17 protein-coding genes are annotated in these 18538 nt (G+C 60.5%); 4 read left to right on the forward strand and 13 right to left on the reverse strand.

Features of this window, described 5'->3' with window-relative positions; genetic code table 11:
- Positions 1-559: 559 nt before the first annotated feature.
- On the reverse strand, positions 560-3712 hold the full coding sequence (locus A3AI_RS0108730; protein WP_156927693.1) for an AAA family ATPase: 3153 nt from the start codon (positions 3710-3712) through the stop codon (positions 560-562).
- A gap of 957 nt (positions 3713-4669) precedes the next feature.
- On the opposite strand from A3AI_RS0108730, the gene A3AI_RS0108735 reads away from it, so the two are divergent.
- The 4 genes from A3AI_RS0108735 (at position 4670) to A3AI_RS0108750 (ending at position 7464) form a co-directional block, all read left to right on the forward strand.
- Positions 4670-5101, forward strand: coding sequence for a CBS domain-containing protein (locus A3AI_RS0108735; protein WP_024515225.1), 432 nt, complete (start codon positions 4670-4672; stop codon positions 5099-5101).
- 72 nt (positions 5102-5173) lie between these two features.
- Positions 5174-5584 (forward strand): F0F1 ATP synthase subunit epsilon, encoded by a 411-nt coding sequence (locus A3AI_RS0108740; RefSeq protein ID WP_024515226.1) that lies wholly within the window; start codon positions 5174-5176, stop codon positions 5582-5584.
- Positions 5585-5733: 149 nt separating this feature from the next.
- On the forward strand, positions 5734-6216 hold the full coding sequence (locus A3AI_RS0108745; RefSeq protein WP_024515227.1) for a CBS domain-containing protein: 483 nt from the start codon (positions 5734-5736) through the stop codon (positions 6214-6216).
- Between the two features lie 288 nt (positions 6217-6504).
- Positions 6505-7464, forward strand: coding sequence for an ABC transporter substrate-binding protein (locus A3AI_RS0108750; RefSeq protein WP_198030078.1), 960 nt, complete (start codon positions 6505-6507; stop codon positions 7462-7464).
- 342 nt (positions 7465-7806) lie between these two features.
- Here the strand turns inward: A3AI_RS0108750 and A3AI_RS50195 are convergent, their stop codons facing one another.
- From A3AI_RS50195 to A3AI_RS0108810, 12 genes are all read right to left on the reverse strand, one after another.
- Positions 7807-8148 (reverse strand): integrase core domain-containing protein, encoded by a 342-nt coding sequence (locus A3AI_RS50195; RefSeq protein WP_198030079.1) that lies wholly within the window; start codon positions 8146-8148, stop codon positions 7807-7809.
- A gap of 275 nt (positions 8149-8423) precedes the next feature.
- The gene (locus A3AI_RS46095) at positions 8424-8825 is read right to left on the reverse strand and encodes a hypothetical protein (RefSeq protein WP_051382327.1); all 402 of its coding nucleotides are present in this window, start codon (positions 8823-8825) and stop codon (positions 8424-8426) included.
- 493 nt (positions 8826-9318) lie between these two features.
- On the reverse strand, positions 9319-10326 hold the full coding sequence (locus A3AI_RS0108765) for a formate dehydrogenase subunit gamma (protein ID WP_024515229.1): 1008 nt from the start codon (positions 10324-10326) through the stop codon (positions 9319-9321).
- 44 nt (positions 10327-10370) lie between these two features.
- Positions 10371-10967 carry a formate dehydrogenase FDH3 subunit beta gene (fdh3B, locus tag A3AI_RS0108770; protein ID WP_024515230.1) on the reverse strand — a complete coding sequence of 199 codons (597 nt, stop codon included), beginning with the start codon at positions 10965-10967 and terminating at the stop codon, positions 10371-10373.
- A gap of 12 nt (positions 10968-10979) precedes the next feature.
- The gene (locus A3AI_RS0108775; RefSeq protein WP_024515231.1) at positions 10980-13928 is read right to left on the reverse strand and encodes a formate dehydrogenase subunit alpha; all 2949 of its coding nucleotides are present in this window, start codon (positions 13926-13928) and stop codon (positions 10980-10982) included.
- Positions 13929-13939: 11 nt separating this feature from the next.
- Complete coding sequence (locus A3AI_RS0108780) at positions 13940-14149, reverse strand: twin-arginine translocation signal domain-containing protein (protein WP_024515232.1); 210 nt, start codon at positions 14147-14149, stop codon at positions 13940-13942.
- 27 nt (positions 14150-14176) lie between these two features.
- Positions 14177-14956, reverse strand: a complete 780-nt coding sequence (locus tag A3AI_RS0108785; protein WP_024515233.1) for a molecular chaperone TorD family protein — start codon at positions 14954-14956, stop codon at positions 14177-14179.
- A 120-nt stretch (positions 14957-15076) separates the two neighbouring features.
- On the reverse strand, positions 15077-15730 hold the full coding sequence (locus tag A3AI_RS0108790) for a DUF3306 domain-containing protein (protein WP_024515234.1): 654 nt from the start codon (positions 15728-15730) through the stop codon (positions 15077-15079).
- On the reverse strand, positions 15727-16242 hold the full coding sequence (locus A3AI_RS0108795) for a DUF3305 domain-containing protein (protein ID WP_024515235.1): 516 nt from the start codon (positions 16240-16242) through the stop codon (positions 15727-15729). The genes A3AI_RS0108790 and A3AI_RS0108795 overlap by 4 nt, the downstream gene beginning before the upstream one ends.
- Positions 16239-17246 carry a DUF6352 family protein gene (locus A3AI_RS0108800; protein WP_024515236.1) on the reverse strand — a complete coding sequence of 336 codons (1008 nt, stop codon included), beginning with the start codon at positions 17244-17246 and terminating at the stop codon, positions 16239-16241. Before A3AI_RS0108800 ends, A3AI_RS0108795 begins: the two co-directional genes overlap by 4 nt.
- Positions 17243-17782 carry a DUF6505 family protein gene (locus tag A3AI_RS0108805; protein WP_024515237.1) on the reverse strand — a complete coding sequence of 180 codons (540 nt, stop codon included), beginning with the start codon at positions 17780-17782 and terminating at the stop codon, positions 17243-17245. The genes A3AI_RS0108800 and A3AI_RS0108805 overlap by 4 nt, the downstream gene beginning before the upstream one ends.
- Entirely contained in the window at positions 17779-18486 is a 708-nt protein-coding gene (locus A3AI_RS0108810) for a biotin/lipoate--protein ligase family protein (protein ID WP_051382360.1), read from the reverse strand. Before A3AI_RS0108810 ends, A3AI_RS0108805 begins: the two co-directional genes overlap by 4 nt.
- Positions 18487-18538 lie beyond the last annotated feature (52 nt).

Raw genomic sequence — 18538 nt, forward strand, 5'->3', positions numbered from 1 at the left:
TAGATCTGACCGAACTATAGTCGCTACATAAGTCCCGGTGTAGCAGATAGAGGCGCTGTTTGTTGCCGTGCATGAGTCTCCTGTGGCCCATAGGCGACATGGACGGTGTGGTGCAGAAGTCCGCTGTTCGGCGTAAAGCAAGACGGGCTATCGAATGACGCCCACTTGCTAGGTCCGGCTACCGAGCCAATTGATTAGTCGGACGAGGAGATAGTGGGCCGCTAAAAGTCTGAAGGTTGATCGCCGTCGACCGGGCACCCTGCTTCACACGCGAAATTCTCAATCTTCAAAACAAAAGACCCATTTCAGCATGAAAACCGGCGCTGAGTTGAAGACAATCCGCCCAGATCGGAGATGCCTGAGTGACACATTGCTGATCAAGATGTCTGCGACGAGCCGCGATGTCTGCTTTTTCGCCGCCATGGAGGCCACAGCGGACACCAAACGCGCCTGCGCGATGCAGCGCCGCGCTTTAGATTCTTGTTTTGCGCATGATCTCCGCGCAAACGTTACGCGTTGTCGTCAGAGAAAACAGCTGCACACTTTTCCGGATCACGCGCTAGTTCAACCGTTGCAGCAGCTCATCGGCCTCGCGCAGATCTGCTGAGGTTTCGCCGGCGGGAAATCGCGCTCGCACCGGCGCGAGCAGGTTTCGTGCCTCGGTCCATCTGTGGCGGCTTCCGGTTGTGCCCATGAGCAGGCGAGCGAGGCTGATCGCGGTCCGCAGTTCCCAACCGACTGCCTCCAGCTTCCTTGCTGATGCGAGCGAGCGCCTGAACAGGTGGATGGCCGCGTCGTCGTCGCGATCCGGTCCGCTGCAGAGAAGGGCGCCGTGAATCCGATAAATCTCCGGTGTCAGCCACCGTTCGCCGGTTTGCCTGACCAGGGCCTCGGCAGAAGTGGCGAGCGCCAGCGCCCTGTCCTTCTGCCCGATCCGGTTGAATTCCTGCGCCAGCACGCTCTTGTAGAGCGGCATTTGAATGCATCGATTCTCCGGCGGCAGTTTCGCAATAAGGCCGCACAGTGTCTCGAGCACGACCGGCGCGGGGCCGCGCGCCGCCAGTGCCGAGGCAGCCCATAGCGGTCCGAGAACCTGATACATCGGATAGCCATAGTCGGCGGCCACCTTCATCCCCAGCTCGACGGAGGCCAGGTTGGACGCAAAGTCGCCTTCATACCAGTAATCGCTGACGCCAAGGATGTGGGCAAAGGCGACCATGAACGGGTGTCCGATCTCGCCGGCAAGCCGACGTGCAGCCTCGCTGTACTCTCTGGTTTCGTTTGGCCTCCCCAGCAGCCATTCGGTGCGGCCGGAATAGATGAGCGCCAGGACCAGCGGATCGTGTTGATATGTCTGGACCAGCTTGCCGTGCTCTTTTGGATTGTACCGCGCCCGGATCAAGCCGGCGAATTCGCTTGCCTGTCGCAGACGGCCGACAAAGAAATTGGCAAGCATGGCCGAGGTATACGCCATGAGTGTAGCCTCCTCATCGCGCCATTCCTGGGCTCGCTGCACGAACTTCTGCGCATGCTCGAGCGCCCTGCTGAGTTCGCAATTCACGATCTTGGCGATCGAGATGCCCCAGAGAACCGTGGTCTTTTCGCGAATGGTGCCGTAGTTCGGACAGAGCTTGAGTGCCCGGCGATAAGGTCCATAAACGTTCGGATGCGACCATCCCGCGTTCGCCGTGTAGGCCATCGCGAGGTTGGCCTGCAGGGCGATTTCGGCATCGTACCGCCGTGGCGAAGGCGGCAGCTTTGGCAACAGCGAAATGCCCTCGCGCAGATGAGCGACCGCTTCCTTGGTGGCCGATCGGCGTAGCGCGGACTTGCCGGCCTGCAGCCATGCGTCGACAGCTTGCGGAATATCGCCTGCGCGCGCGTAATGATAGCCCAGCACGGCAGGCTGGCTGCTCGCGACAGTGGTCTGCTGAACCAGCCACGCGGCCGCTCGCGCATGGAGCTCGCGCCGTTCCTCCTTGAGCAAGGAGCCATAGGCGGCTTCCTGTATCATCGCGTGCTTGAACGCGAAGAGTGTGCGCTGGAATTTGTTGATGCGATAGACGATCCCGGCTCGCTCCAAAGCTTCAAGCGCGCGCTTCAGTGACTCGGCATTTTCGGAAAGCACGCTGGCGACGCCCCGATACTCGAACTGCCGACCAAACACAGAGGCGACCTGGGCCACGCGCTTGGCAGCACCGAGACGGTCCAGTCGCTCCATGAGCGAATCCTGGATGGTTACCGGGACCTGGGGGGCGGGCAATTCGTCCTTCGACACCTTGCCGTCGGCGGCGCCCGAGACCGCCCCGGAATCCATTACGGCCCGCGTGACTTCCTCGATGAACAGTGGCACACCATCGGTCCTTTCGATGATCTGGCTCGTGACCCGTCGCGGCACGAATCCGGCGCCAGCGACGGCAGCGACCATCTGCTCGCATTCGGCTCCTGCCAGCTTTTGTAGCGACATGTGCAGCACTGTCGGTCCCGACAGCCAGTTCGCCCGGTAATCATCGCGGTGCGTGACGAGGATCAGAACTCGCTCGCGGGCGCAGCGCGCGACGATACGAAAAAACAGCTCGATGCTCGTCGGATCGATCCACTGGACGTCCTCGATGATCATCAGGATTGGCTTCTTGCGCGAGGCGGCGACGAGGGCGTCGGTCAACACCTGGAAGGCACGCTCGCGCTCGGAGGGTGAACCGAGATCTGCAGGATCGTATCCCGGATGGGCCGGTATGGACAGAAGCGCCCCGTAGTAGCGAAGCGTATGGTCGTCATCCATGATGGCTCTCGCCAGCAGCGATCGCAGTTTCGCGATCGAAAGCGTCGGATCGTCGGCTTCCTGAATGCCCGTTGCGCGCCTCAGCCGCTCGATTTCAGGAGCAAGCGGCGTGTTGACGTGGAATGGTGAGCACTGGAGGGAGAGAACGTTGATCGTGGACTTATCGAGAGAACTGCGGAATTCACGAATGAGTCGGGACTTGCCGATGCCGGGTTCGCCGGAGATGGCGCCGACACGTCCCGACCTCGCGATACTTTGCCGCCACAGCTCGGACAATATCTTCAAGTCGCTGGCTCGATTGATCATCGCCGGGAGCGGCGAGGTGCGCGTTCTATCGAACCTGCTTCCGCCCGGCGCAACGGCGTCAACGCGCCACGCCTCGACCGGATCTTCGACGCCCTTCAACCGGCGCCGGCCGAGCGGGGAACAACTGAACATTCCGCGGATCAGCTCGTAGGTCGCAGAGCCGATGACAACGCAGTTGTCGCCCGCGATGCCCTGCAAACGGGCCGCGATATGTGCCGAACTGCCGAAGACTTCACGACGGTCAGCCGGCTCACCGGGCACGCTTCCGACGACGACGAGCCCGGTGTTCACACCGACTCGCACCTTGAGCCGGACGAAGCTGCCGTCGGAGAGGTGGAATTTCCGCTGCCTGACGGCGGCGGCAATGGCCAGTGAGGCGCGCACCGCGCGCTCGGGATCGTTCTCGTGCGCCTGTGGTACGCCGAAATAGGCCAGCAGCCCGTCCCCGATCATCCTGGCGATGTGGCCGCCATATTGGCGAATCTTCTCGTCGCAGATATCCCGATAGCCTCGGATCACCGCAAAAAACTCTTCGGGATCGATCCGTTCGCTCAGCGGCGTCGATCCGACAAGATCGACAAAGACCACGGTAAGCTGTCGCCGTTCGGCATCCAGGCTTGCCATGTCGGCATCGGGCGAGGACCCCGCAAGCCGAGGACCATCGAACTGCCCCGGTTTTGTATCCCCGCTCACGCCCCGACCATGTTCAGCTTCCGTCGCACCTGCAACGAAGCGAGATATACGGCAAGCCGCATTCGACTGATGCTACCGAGGGGGCGATGCTCGGGCAAGCAATTCCACGGGCTGAACATCATGTGCTCGCGGTCGTAAAACTGGTTGGGCGCCACTCTGGAACCTTGGCGGTGAGGACGAGGCACGCGCGACTGTCGGGAAGATGCTGGCACCACCCCAACTTGAGCGCAAGCCGTTGGGCGCAGGGATTGTATTACCGCCACCAGAAAGACCTCGACGCGTTCATAACGCCATTACGCCTCGCGGGATTGCCCGACTGAACTGCGCAGAGATTGCGGGCGTGATGCGTGCACGCGACGGCGTTGGTGCGCCGAACCGTACGGCTCGATGTCCGCCTACACACCAACGAACTCCGGCGATCATCCGAATGTCAGCTTTGAGGGGGTAGAGCGGAAATGCCGGTAAAGCGGCGCAACCGACGCTGATGACCCGAGGCGGACATTGGGCGCCAATCGATGAAGCTTGATGCAAATCAAGAGCAATGTAGCCCGACCGTGGGCCTATTCATTTAGCGGCGTTACCGGCGCGCGAGATAGTCATGGCCACCGGTGCCAAAGCGGGGGTGAAGATGGCAAATTCAACGCCGGTAAAGCTGTCTCGCAGCGGTGAGCCAGTGGATAACCGCGGGACAGGAGGCCGCTGCGATAGAGGAGCTGCGGAGGCCGGGTGCCTTAAGTAAGTCAGAAATTGGCCGCCGGTGACGCACAATTGACTGGCGCTCAGGGCCTTCACTCCTTCCGTCCATCGGGAGAAGCGGTAAAGTTTTCGGCTATATACGAGACTGGTCGCTCCGCGAGAGGCGGTTAGGCCACAGGATGGGAGGAGGCTATGACCATCGAAAGCATTCTGAGGCGGAAGGGGATCGACGTCACAACAATAGCTCCCGAGGCCAGCGTCAAGACGGCGGCAGACTGGCTCCGCGCGAAGAATATTGGCGCCCTCGTGGTGACGAGTGGGAACGCAGTTCTTGGTCTCATTTCCGAACGTGAAATCGTTGATGCACTTTCTCGCCATGGCGAGGCAACCGGGTCGTTGCTTGTGAAGGAAATCATGCAGCGCGGTGTTTATACCGTGTCCCCGGACGAGAGTGTCAATCGCGTGATGAACCTGATGACGCACCATCGCGTGCGCCACATGCCGGTATTACGCGGCGACAAGCTGGTCGGTATCGTCAGCATCGGCGATGTAGTCAAGCATCGACTGGAGGATCTGGAGCTTGAGACGAACGTCCTACGTGACGTTTACCACTCTGCGCGTTGACGGCTCCAGCGAGAAGGCCAGCGCCAAGGGGGGCCTAGATCGGTCTCCAAGCTAAAAAGAGAAAAGGTATCGATGCCGCGCTTTCTGCTATCGTTGGTTCGTCCTGACGCTCTTGTCTTTGTCGGCGAGGTCGAGCAGGTCGACCTCCCCGGCGCCGAAGGCGACATGGGCGTGCTTGCCGGACACGCGCCAATTGTGACGATCTTGCGTCCCGGAATCGTCAGAGTTATTTCCGATGGCCAGGACGAGAAGTTCGTCGTCATGGGGGGCGTCGCAGAGTATTCAAACGAGGAACTCACGGTTCTAGCGAACGCCGCCGATCGGATCGAGGAATTCGACGTCGCGGGTCTGAAGGCAGACATCGATGAGCGAGAGCGAAATCTGCCGACGATGGAGATCGGCCAGGAGCTGGATCGCGAGATCGAACTTATCGATCACTACAAGACGCTTCATCAATCTTTGACGGTCACGACAGCGCTCTAGCGGACGGCATATCGAGCGCAATCAGCGGCGCGCCTCCGAGTTCGTGAGGCCCATCAGATTACTGGTCAATTCGCATTGCATTGCGGCACATCAATAAGCACAGCGGGCGGTCCGCTATCGTGCATGCTCTTCCAGTTGGAGCCGTACACATGACGATCCCCGCTAAGTCGGTGATGACAACGGATATAGTTACCGTGCCGCCTGAGACCACCGTAGCCGAGACCGCCCGCCGCATGTTGATCCATCACGTCAGCGCCGTCCCGGTAGTTGCCCCCGATAACCGGCCACTTGGATTGGTCAGCGAAGGCGACGTGATGCGCCATTTCGGCGCGCAGTTTCAAAGTAAGCGAGCGCAATGGCTACGTATGCTGGCGGAAGGTGAGAAACTCGCCCCGGAGTTCCTCGCCGAAATCCGCCTCAACCAGCGACACGTCCGGGAAATTATGAGCACGGCCATCGTCTCCGCTGATGAGGAAGCCTCGCTTGCGGAGTTGGCTGATCTGATGCTGAAACATGGGATCAAGCGCGTCCTTATCCTGCGTGACGGCGTGATGGTTGGCATGGTCAGCCGCGCCGATGTGATTCGGGCTGTGGTCGACAATCTGGACGACTTGCTTGAGCCGACGGACTAGCACCGGCAGTTGGTCGGGCGGACCATATCATTCGCCAGCGTAGCCGCCGCTTCAGTCGTAAGACGAAGTCCACGTCTGGCCCCAAGCGGCTGACCCGGCATGTCCGCTAGATGTCCGCTTTTGGGGGTGAAGCGGACTTTATATGCTCTACTTGAGTTCTTCCGCGTCTGACCCTAAACGGAAGTCACTCGATCCCGCTGTCATGCACGACGGCTCGGGTTTTATGTGGTAATTGTCACATCATCGGCATCGGGGAAACGGCCTATGAGACGCCGAGAATTTATAGCGATGGTTGGCGGCATGGCTGTATGGCCACTCGCGGCACACGCGCAGCAGTCCAAGAATACCCCGCGGCTTTGCTTTCTTACGTTTGATCCTGGTACGTTGCAGTCGACGAGATTTGATGCCTTCTTCCAGGCTCTGCGTGACCTCGGTTACGTGAACGGAGAGACAATTACTATCGACTACCTTTCCGCAGGCGGCCAGGGCGAGAGATTTTCAGCCCTCGCCGAAGAATGTCTGCGCCTGAAGGCGGATATCATTGCCTTAAGCACCACCCCGGCCGCTCAGGCCGCGAAGAATGCAACCCGCACGATCCCGATCGTCATGATTGCACTCGGCGACCCCGTGGGAACGGGGCTCGTAGATAGCCTTGCGCGACCTGGGGGAAATGTCACCGGCATGTCCTTGATGGTCCCTGAGCTTGCGGTCAAGCGCCTTGAACTGCTGAAGGAGGGCGTTCCCAGCATCTCGCGGGTGCTTGTGCTGACGTACCTCGTCGACCCGATCGCGCCGCTCCAGGTGAAAGCTTTGAACAAGGCGGCCCCTTCACTGGGCGTGACGCTGCAAATCCAGGACATTAGGACTGCGGATGATCTTCCGGCCGCGTTCGACGCAGGAGCCGCGGCGCACGCTGACGGCCTCCTCACGACGGCCGAGAGCATATTCGTTGCACAGCGCGAACGAGTGAACGAGCTCGCGATCCGCCATAGACTGCCGTCAATGCATCCTTTTTCAATCCAAGTCACTGATGCCGGTGGCCTGATGGCCTATGACGCAAATTACCCTGATCTCCAGAGGCGTGCCGCGAACTACGTCGATAGCATTTTGAAGGGTGCTAAGCCTACAGATCTTGCCATCCAGCAGCCGACCAAATTCTCGCTGGTGATCAACCTCAAGACCGCCAAGGCGATCGACCTGACGATCTCAGAGTCCTTCCTCGCGCGCGCCGACCAGCTGATCGAATGACTTAGCTGCAATGCATGAGTCCGGAAATGGCCCACACCGACAAAATTCGACCTATGTGCCCATGTCCGCATTCAGCGGGTAAACCGGACATGGCCACCGTGCAGTCAAACCGACGCAATGACCCACAGCCGACGAGGCACACGGCGACATATTGCGATGCACCGTTGGCTGGGGCGGGAGGGATCGAACCTCCGAATGGCGGAATCAAAATCAGTTTGATTATTGAACGATTTCAACCCGCATTTGGAAAAAAGGTGAAAAATGCTCTGCAATGTTATCAATAGGTTGACAGCCGTTTCCAAATGAAGAAGCCGCCTTCGCGGAGTTGTGTGTGCCGAAAACTTAAACACGGAGGTAGTGGTGGTGAAGTCCGCCAAGGATGGCGCGTGATTTGATGCTTCCTATTCGTCGAACCGGACGAGAGACCGGCGCATCCTCATCCAACGACCGATGCGCTCTGATATTGTTGTAATAGCGGGCATAGGATCGCAGAATCCCGCTTAGATGTGCCTCGTCCAATACAATGAGGTGGTCCACACATTCCCGCCGGATCGATCCGATCAACCGTTCGGCAAAGCCATTTTGCCAAGGTGATGCTGGCGCGGTAGGCGTGTCCCGAATGCCCATGGCACGCAATCGACGAGTGACGTTGCCGCCATAAATGCGATCGCGGTCTCGGATCATGTAGCCGGGAGCCTCATCCCAGGGAAATGCCTCCGTGATCTGACGCGCAACCCATTCCGCCGTCGGATTTTTCGTGATGTTGATCCAGATGAGGTCTCTGCGGTCTAGCCGGACGACGATGAAGGCTTAGAGCAGGTCAGAAACCGATCGTCGGGACGATGCAGAAGTCCATGGCGGCAACCTCCGGCGCGTGGTTGCGCAAGAAGGTCCGCCATCCCTGGCTGGGTGACCCTCGCCGTTTGACCATGTACTTGGCGACGCTCGACTGCGCGACCTCAGACCCCAGCTTGAGCAGTTCGCTGTGGATTGCGCGGCGCGCCCCAGAGCGGGTTTTCGACGCTCATCCGCCGGATCAGCGCACATAGTTCCGTTTCGACTGGCGGCCGCCCTCCCCGTCGACGCGATTTCCAATGCCAGTAGCGCCGAAAGCCGGCCCGATGCCAGCGCACAAGCGTCTCGGGCCGGATAATTGTGAGAACCTGCAGGATTGATGGAAACCAGCGATACAGCTGGATAAAGAACCAGCGATCATGATTCGTGAGCCGGACGCGACCATGCAGCCTGCGCTTCAAGATGATCAGCTGATGTCGAAGCGCCGCGTTCTCGGCTTCGAGCCGCAACCTCGACTTGAATGGTGAGGCCAGGACGGCCAGCACGAAACAGAACAGCCCGATCATTCCGCCAGCTTAGGCGATTCCATCACGGCATCAATACGGATGACGTTTTCGGCACACACCGCCGGTCCCCGCCCCGGTTCAGCGGACCGGGAGCATCAAATCGTTCCCCATCCTCGGCGGACTCCATCGCCGCTACGCCCAGGTTTAAGTTTTCGGTACACACTGCTCTCGCGTACCAGCCGGATCAGGTTTCCGACAGGTACAGAACCGCTCGCCTCCAACCGCAGGACAACGCGACGATTGTCCAACGAAGTGAATTTTGGCGCGCGCTGATTCAGTTGTCCGCAGTTCGCTCTCTCATATAAACTGCCCGCCGATCTCCTGCGGAGTCTCGCCATGAAAGCTTTCGTGCTCGCCTGCACAGCCGCAATCATAATTGCAGTCGCAGGCTTTGTCGTCCTTAACCAGGTCCAGGAGCCCGTCCAACAAGCGTTTGCGACGACGGGTGTGCGGCTCTGACCAAAGCCCATGCACGTTATGGATCGCGTGATTCCTACTCCGCCGCAGTGACCGCCGGCCGAGGCCGCGCATTGGCTTCAGCACGGGCATTCTCCTCTTCGAGCCAGAGACTATGGTGCTCCCTGGCCCAATTGACGTCGACGGTGCCGCTCCCCATCGCTTCGAACGCACCTTCCATGCCGATCGTGCCGATATAGATGTGCGCGAGCATCACCGCCATGAACAGCAACGCCACGGTTGCGTGGACCATTTGTGCGAACTGCATCCCTTCGATGCCCGACAGATAGAAGGGGAACATCAGCTCATATCCGGTGGCCGCCACCAGGCCTCCGCCGATGACCACGATCCAATAGATCGCCTTCTGACCGGCATTAAAGCGGTAGGCCGGCGGATGATCGCGACCCACGATACCACCACCGCGCTTGACCCAATCGACATCTACCTTGTTGGGGATATTCCCCGCAATCCACATCAAGAAGATCAGCACGACTCCGATGGTGAACGGGAAGCTCAGATAGTTATGCGCATACTTCGCCCACTGCGACCATTCGGAAAACGCCTCGTGACCGATCAACGGTAGCAGCAACGGACGGCCAAAGGTGATGTTCAATCCGGAAATCGCCAAAACGATGAAGCAGGTTGCCGTCATCCAGTGCACGAAGCGCTCAAAGGTCGTGAAACGCACGATAGTCCGGCCCGAACGCCCGGCCTCGAGCCGAACCATGCCACGACGGAGATAGAAGATCACGAGCACCGCGAGCATGCCGAGGATCGCGATTCCGCCGACCCAGCGCAAAGCCACGGTTCGGAATTCACGCCACTCGCGGCCAGCGGGTTGGATGAGAACACTTGAGCGCTGATCGGGAATGCTGACACGCCCCTGGATTCGGTCGAACTCTTGCAGGAGCTGCCGCTCTCTCACTGAACTCGCCGTCGGGTTGATCTGGCTTTGTTGGGCGATGGATGGCGCTGACGCCGTCAATATCAACAGCAATGCCCACGCGCCGGCAATCAGGCGAATCGATCGAGCAAAAGACGCCATGAGCTTCCTCCTGATAGTTGCACGCCTCGAAAGTCCCATCGCCCTCAGGACTCGATGGTCTCGCGATAGGCGGTTTTCCAGCCCCAGGCGCCGGAGCCGTAGCCACGCTTCATGACGCGCTCCTTGTAAATCTGGGCGATTATTTCGCCATCGCCGGCGAGCAACGACTTGGTTGAACACATCTCGGCGCACAGCGGCAATTTGCCCTCTGCGAGACGGTTCGCTCCATATTTCTCGTATTCCTCCCTGCTGCCGTCGGCCTCGGGCCCGCCGGCGCAAAATGTGCACTTATCCATCTTGCCGCGCGAGCCGAAGTTGCCGACCTGTGGATATTGCGGCGCGCCGAACGGGCAAGCGTAGAAGCAATAGCCGCACCCAATGCAGAGGTCCTTGGAGTGAAGCACGACGCCGTCAGCCGTCGTGTAGATGCAGTTCACCGGACAAACCGCGGCGCAGGGCGCATCGGTGCAATGCATGCAGGCCATCGAGACCGACCGTTCGCCGGGTTTGCCGTCATCGATGGTAACAACGCGACGCCGGTTGATACCCCAGGGCACCTCGTGCTCGTTCTTGCAGGCAGTGACGCAGGCATTGCACTCGATGCAACGGTCGGCGTCGCAGAGGAATTTCATACGTGCCATAGTCGTTGCTCCTTATGCTGCCGCGATTTGGCAGAGAGTGACTTTGGGCTCCTGCATGCCGGTCGCCGGATCGTATCCGTAGGTGGTGATCGTGTTGGCGCTTTCGCCGAGCACGATCGGATCAGTGCCCTTCGGATAATTGCCACGAAGATCCTTGCCTGCGAACCAGCCGCCAAAGTGGAAGGGCATCCAGGCAACACCCTTGCCGACACGCTCGGTAACGAGCGCCTTCATCCTGGCGCGCGAATTGTTTTCTGCGCCGGTGACCCAGACCCAGCCGCCGTCCTTGATGCCGCGATCGGCGGCATCAGCCGGGCTGATCTCGATGAACATGTCCTGCTGGAGCTCGGCGAGCCAAGGATTGGTGCGCGTCTCCTCCCCGCCGCCCTCGTACTCGACGAGCCGACCGGAGGAGAGGATGAGTGGGAATTGCTTGGCGATCCCTTTCTCCACCGCCGCCTTCTGCACAGAGAAGCCGATATTGGGCATTCGGAACTGTTTTGCGTCAGGCATCGTCGGATATTTCGCAACCAGATCCACGCGCGGCGTATAAATCGGTTCGCGGTGGACCGGAATGGGATCCGGCAGGCCGAACGCGTTCATGCGTGCCTTCCCGTTCCCGTAAGGCACACAGCCGTGCATCAGCGCAACGCGCTGAATGCCGCCCGACAGGTCAAGCGCCCATGACACCGCATCAGGGTTGGCCGGATTGACCGTGTTGATGGTGGCCATTTCGCCCGCGGTCAGATCTTTATCCCAGCCGAGCTTCTTCAGGATCGCCAGCGTGAACTCCGGATAGCCATCCTGGATCGCCGAGCCCTTGGAATAAGATCCATCCGCCAGCAGACTGACCTTCCGCGTCGTGCCATCGGGCAGCTTCTCCTCGCGCTCAAGGCCGAAGCGGGGCCGGAACGTGCCACCGCCATCCATCACATGAAGGTTGGTATTGTAGAGCAGCGGAGTGCCGGGATGCTTGACTTCCGGCGAGCCCCAGCATGGCCAAGGCAGGCCGTAATAGTCGCCGCCGACTTCCGGATCGTCCTTGGGCGCGCGCATGGTCAGAAAGTCGAACTTGGCCTGGTTCTTCATATGCGCCTTGAGACGCTCGGGTGACTGGCCGCAGTAACCGGTCAACCAGCTGCCGCGATTCATCTCGCGCAGGATATCCTCAGCCTCGGGAAGGTTGTTCTCGACCTTGATGTTCTTGAACATCTTGTCGGCAAAGCCGAGCTTCTTCGCCATTAGGTACGTGACCTCTAGGTCATCCTTCGATTCGAATACGGGTTTCACAATCTGCTCGCCCCACTGCAACGAGCGGTTCGAGGCAACGCGCGACCCCTTGCACTCGAATTGCGTAGCAACCGGAAGGAGGTAGAGGTTATCCGTGCGCCCTGCCTCTACCGCCAGCGAAGCCCATGTGGTCGGATGAGGGTCGGCAACAACCAGCAGCTCGAGCGCCTTCAGACCCTTGAGGGATTCAGGAACGCGCGTGATGCTGTTGCTGGCGTGTCCCTGTACGAACACCGCCCGTACATTGTCTTTTTGCGCAACCTGATCTTTCGGCAGTATCACCGCCTCAAACCAGCGGGTGAGCGGGATGCCGGGCGTTTCCATGATCTGCTTGGAGTCGAAGCGCGACTTCAGAAAGTCGTAGTCGACTTCCCATACCCGAGACCAATGCTTCCAAGCGCCCTCGGCCAGGCCGTAATAGAACGGAAGCGTGACGATATCGAGCCCGACGTCGGTCGCTCCCTGTACATTGTCATGGCCGCGGAAGATATTCGCACCAGTGCCGGGAGCGCCGACATTGCCGGTCATCAACAGTGCGATGCAGCTCGCCCGTACGTTAGCAGTCCCGACGGTCTTCTGGGTCTGGCCCATGGCCCATATCAGCGTTGCCGGCTTCTCAGTGGCAAGCAGCTTGGCGACGCGCTTGAGCTGCTCGCCAGGAACGCCGCTGACGCGTTCGACTTCTTCCGGATTCCACTTCTCCGCTTCTTTTCGCAGATCATCGAAACCGTAGACGCGCTGCCTGATGAACTCCTTGTCCTCCCAGCCATTCTGGAGGATGTGCCACATCATGCCGTAGAGCACAGGGATGTCGGTGCCCGGCCGCATGCGCACATATTCAGTCGCATGGGCGGCGGTGCGCGTCAGGCGTGGATCGATGACGACGAAGTTGGCATTTTGAAGCTCCTTGCCTTCAAGCAAATGCTGCAACGATACCGGATGCGCCTCGGCCGGATTGCCGCCCATGATGATCTGAGTTTTGGCATTGCGGATGTCGTTGAAGCTGTTGGTCATCGCGCCGTAGCCCCAGGTGTTGGCTACGCCCGTGACTGTCGTTGAATGGCAGATGCGCGCCTGATGGTCGGTATTGTTTGTGCCCCAGAACGCGCCGAGCTTGCGGAACAGATAGGAACCTTCGTTAGTCATCTTAGCCGAGCCGAGCCAATAGACGGAGTCGGGACCCGACTTCTCGCGCACTTGCAGTATCTTGTCGCCGATCTCGTTGATAGCCGTGTCCCAAGAGACGCGCGTCCATTGGCCGCCAACGAGCTTCATGGGATAGCGCAATCGCCGCTCGCTATGCACGAGCTCGCGCACCGAAGCGCCCTTGGCGCAATGCGATCCGCGATTGATCGGAGAATCCCAGCTCGGCTCCTGACCGATCCATACCCCGTTCAACACCTCCGCGGTCACGGTGCATCCAACCGAGCAATGCGTGCAGATACTCTTGCGAGTGGCGGCACCCGAGGTCAACGGTCCGGCCGCGGCAGCTTCGGCCTTGCGGACGCTGCCGACGGACAGCGTGCCCAGAGCGGCCAGAGCGCCACCGGCAAGACCGGATCGGCGCAGGAAGGTGCGGCGGTCGAGGCTGTTGCCTTGACCGACCAGGGCTGCAGCGATTGATCCGCGTGAAGCGGTTTCAGAGCGCTGTTGTGTTCTCTTGATCAGCACAGCCGTCTCCTTCAGGAAGGATATCGATTGACTCGGTAATAGGTTTTGACGTGCTCAGTTTCCTTGTAGCGCGCCTTGCGTTTCTCTTGGTCGGTCTCGCTGTCTGCCTGCGCCGGGGCCATCAGGGGTGTTGCCAACGTCGCTCCGGCGCCGACCGTGCCGAAGCCGACCTTGCGAAGGAAGTCGCGGCGGCCGACTGTCGATTTCTTCTCGTCCCTCATCGCATCTCTCCTGATCCAGCAGTGCGGTCAGTTGGCGAATGTGAAAGCCTCGGTCTCTACTTCCAGAAAAACTCGTCCAAGTGTTCCGACCGACCGGTAGAATTTGGCGTTTTCCGCCCTCTCCATGTCGGCGAACAAACGTCCCATCCAGCGGGACACGTGCTTCTCGAAAAAGGCTCGTTGTGCCTCCGGTGTCGCCGGGAAGCGCGCCGCCGCAAGGTCCGCCATGATCTCGCATAGCGTCGCCGCATGATCCTCGGACTCAAGATTACCCTCCACCCGCTCGATGCCGAGCGTGGCAAGATCGTCGCGCAGGCGCGACAACGGGCGTTCGTTGAGAAAACCCGTCAGGTAATAGGATGCGTAAGGCAGCAACTCGCCGCGGCCGAGACCGATGAACAGATCGAAGTACTCGCGCTCGACCTTGGTTGCGACCGCTACCGACGCAGCCTCTGCAAGCGTTGCATGGGCGCGGCCAAGTGGCGTTGCATCGATGTTTAGCTGTGCGATCTGCTGAAGCAATGCGGCTGACGGCGCGGAGGAGAGCAAGGTCGCAAGCAGCGCGTATTCCTGCGCGCGTCCGGCATCGATCGGATCAATCGCGTCGTCCGTCACGGCAGGCTCGCTATAGAGATCGGGACGAAGCACCCGGCGCGACACGCCAGTTGCGCTTTCGACCGCTATCACGCGCTGAGCGGGCACCCTGTTCCAGTTCGACACTGAGGGCTGGGCAATACCCATTTTCCGGGCAAGCCGGGCAACGCCGCCCGCCGCATCAATGGCACGTTCAAGGCCTGCATCGCGCACGCCGACCTCCCATCCCAGGGGCCAAGCGCTTGATTGCTTCTGCGCGCCAGAAGACTACGGCGCATGTCGCGGAGCGGTCAATCAACTAGCATAGCCTAAAGCTATGTATTTTGTCGCAGTCTACCGAGGCAACGCGCCGCCGTGAGTGCGGTGCGGAAGCGGAGCTCCTTCATTCGCAGCCGGGGATTGCAGTGCAGCAGAAACTGCCGACAATTCCGCGTCTGCGGACTCGTCGAGTGGCCGAGGTTCCGTCGTCTTCACCGGATTTGATGATTGCGCGGAACCAGCCTCCGCATCTGCGGATCGCCCACTTTCCTCGGCGGCCGCTGCGAGCGGCTTGGGGTGGCTCTCGGCGATCTCCACCACATCTCCGACGAAGCGGCGGACGAGTGCGTCAACCTGCTCGACCGAGTAGTCCAGCGGACCGAAGCCAGGCATGGCATTCGGGTCATTAAAGTCCCAGGCGTTCTCTGCCAACCCCACGAAATCGCGGATGGCGGGGTCGGTCCTCCAGGCGCGACGAAGCGCGGCGCGGCTCAACTCCAGCGGAATACCTTTGCCGAGGAAAGCCGTGACGTCGGTGACAGCGTCAATCGCTTCAATGGGCGGCAAGTTCGAAAGATCGGTCTCCGGGGGACCTGGCTCTGCCTCGCCACGATCGAAGGGCGCCGGCCTAACTGCCTCGGCAGCTTCGTCAGGTACTGGCTCAGCGTGATCGGCCTTCGCCTCTTGCTTGCGGCGCGACCAGCGCGCCAGGAATTGCTCGTCGCTCATTCGTGCCCACCGTCGTGGTGACGTCGCGCGAGCGCCTCTGGATCGGCGCGGCGCCGCTCGCGCTTGACGAACTCAGTCTCGACATGGTGCTCGGCGACGAAATTTTCAATCGCCTGACACAGCACCTCAGGCATCGGTACCGCTTCGACCAGATTGGCACCGGCTTCCGTGAATGCCTCCCCTTCCGCGGGGTCCGCGGTGACGGCCAAAACAACGTAGGGCCAGGCGCCTTCGGAAGGAGCCAAGACGATCCAGACACTGGGAGCACCGGTGGCAAGATTGTCACGGTAGCGCGCCGTTTCCGACCGATAGAGATCGACCGTCGCGCTGCCGGCATAGAAGAGCGTCGTTCCCTCCTGCTCCCGTATGATAGTCCACGGCGTCATTTCCGGCCCGTCCGGCAACACCCCGATGCCGCGCCAGACAAATTCGATCCACGGCGAATCCGCTCTTCGCCGCTCGACTACGATGCCGACCGGAATGCGCAACAACGGCAGGACGCCCGGGTTCACGTTGCAGCCTCCAGGTGTTTGATCGGCAGCCCCGTCAACAGATTCTGCGGTTTCATGCGCAAAAGCCGCTCGGAGCTCATTGCAAGGATCAAATAGACCGGCTCGTGCCCGACGGCATCAATGACTAAGCCGACATCGGGAAAGGTGAGCCGAAAAAGCGCCAGCACACGGCTTGCCGTGCGGTCATCCAGCGCTTCTCCATGCCAAAGCCGGTCGCCTATCCCGCTGGCTTCAGCATCGAGCCCAACATACCAGGTGAGCGTGGCGTCGCGCAGGGCGGTGAGCGGCTCGATCGTAACGTCAACTCCGAGCAAATGGGAAATCCAGCGCCGCATCGCGTCCGCCAGCGCAGCCGGACCGCGTGTTCCGCCGGTGAAATCGAGCGCGAGATCGAACCGATCGCTGCGCTGCCAGTAGCTTTCGGCATTCTCCTCGCTGAGAACCTCGACCTCGGCGTCAGTCACCGCCACCAACATGGACATCAGCGGCAGCACAGGCGCCGGGTTTGGCCCGCCAACGACTTCCTCGTCGCCCAAGAGCAGCGAATTTTCGTGCGTCACGATACGCTGCGGCCGGAAAAACAGTTCAGCCGCGCGCACCACGAACGGATCTTCGCATCCGTCGAGCGCGTTTCGCAGGATCACGTGAGCGAGCTGCTTCAAAAACAGCGGAGGCAACTCGATACATCCTGAACGAATTAATGCAAGATATGCCGCTTCCACCGTAGGCTCGCGCAGCAAGATCTTCCGAAATGCCAGCACGAATTGCCAATTCTCCCGTGCGTCTGGGTCGGCGATCGCAACAACCTCCTCTGCCCCAACTATCCGACGCGGATAAGCCAGCAGTTCCTGGCGCAGCCTCCGCTCCACTGCGCATGCATCGTCCGGCGGCTTCAGTTCGGGACGCGCGAAATAGGCCTTCAGAAACTCATCCGTGACCACAAGCGCGCCGTTCGCATTGCGATCGAGCAAGTGATAGCCGCAGGCGATCCAGAAATCCTTCATCGGCGCTGCGGCTCCTCGCTCATATTCGCAAGATTGAGATTGCCCTCGGGCGCGGTGTCATCCTCTACTTGCATGAACGAGAACGCCTTGCCGTGAGGCTGCCCCTCACGCAATTGCAATCTGCGGAATGACTCGCGGACCTCGCCATCGCTCGCCGAGCGATGAACCGCAATCAGCGCGCTGACGGGATGCGCGCAGAGCGATTGCGCAAAGGCGACTTCCTCTTCTGCGGCGAAGTGGGCGGTTGCAAGATCCGGTGCACCGAACCGTTCGACCAGCTGCCTCGCAAGAAGCTCCACCAACGTCCGGCGATCGTCCTCGGTCGCGTGGACAATTTGCACCAGCGTCGACCAGCCCCAGGACTGCACGCCGAGAAACCCGCTGCGGAACGCCGAACGATCCTTGCCGCTCAGCTTCGTCGGATCGCGATCGCAAAAGCGGAATGCGCCAGATACCGCCCAATCGCCGGACGCGGCCGCCCCGTCGAAAACGAAAGTATCGGAAGAATCGAGCGCGATGGTGCGCAGGAGCTTCACAGGCGCGGCCCTCCGAGCTTCGGATCGAGCCAGGAGGGCAACAGCAGGCCTTTGCTCAAATCACGCCGATCGGTTCTGTCTGTCCCGATGCGGTGCACCAGGAGATCGCCGTTGTTCGCGATCACATGCGAGGTATTCCGTTCGCGCACCAGCCGGTTCAGGAATTGGCTTGCGATCCTGTCGAATTCGTCGGCTTGCCAGGTATCCAGAGCGCGCATCAGATGCCGTGTAAAGCTCTCGGTCACCTGAACCGCGCCTGTCTCACCGAAGCCCTCCTGATCCAGCGCGGAGGCGAGCGGATAAACAGCAGCTTCCCTGTCGTTCATCGCAACTGTCCGGATCATGGCGCCGAACACCAGCCACCGCGGCGGTTCATCTTCCTTCGCGGACGAGGGCCAGCCAAGCCGCCCGCCGCCAACCAGCCCCCCGTCGACACGGATCGCGTCCGGCCAGTCGATCGCGATCTCCTTGTTCGGCGGCGCATAGGCACGCAAGGCGTCCGTGAGTGCCACCATTCCCGCGTAGAACGCGCGGCGCGCGGCGCGCAGGGGCTCGCCGGGTTCAAGCACGACCGCGAACTCGGCAAGGTCAAACCGGCCAACATAGGTCAGCGTACCTGCCCCGCTCTCTTCGGCTATATCCATGGCGTGGGCGAAGGCGTCACGACTTTCGCGCAGCCTCACCAGCGTAAATGGCGGAGGCAGAGTGATCGGCTCCGAGACCGATGAGCGCGACGGGGCTGTCGGTGTCAGTCGG

This window comes from Bradyrhizobium sp. Tv2a-2, assembly GCF_000472425.1.
GTDB lineage: Bacteria > Pseudomonadota > Alphaproteobacteria > Rhizobiales > Xanthobacteraceae > Bradyrhizobium.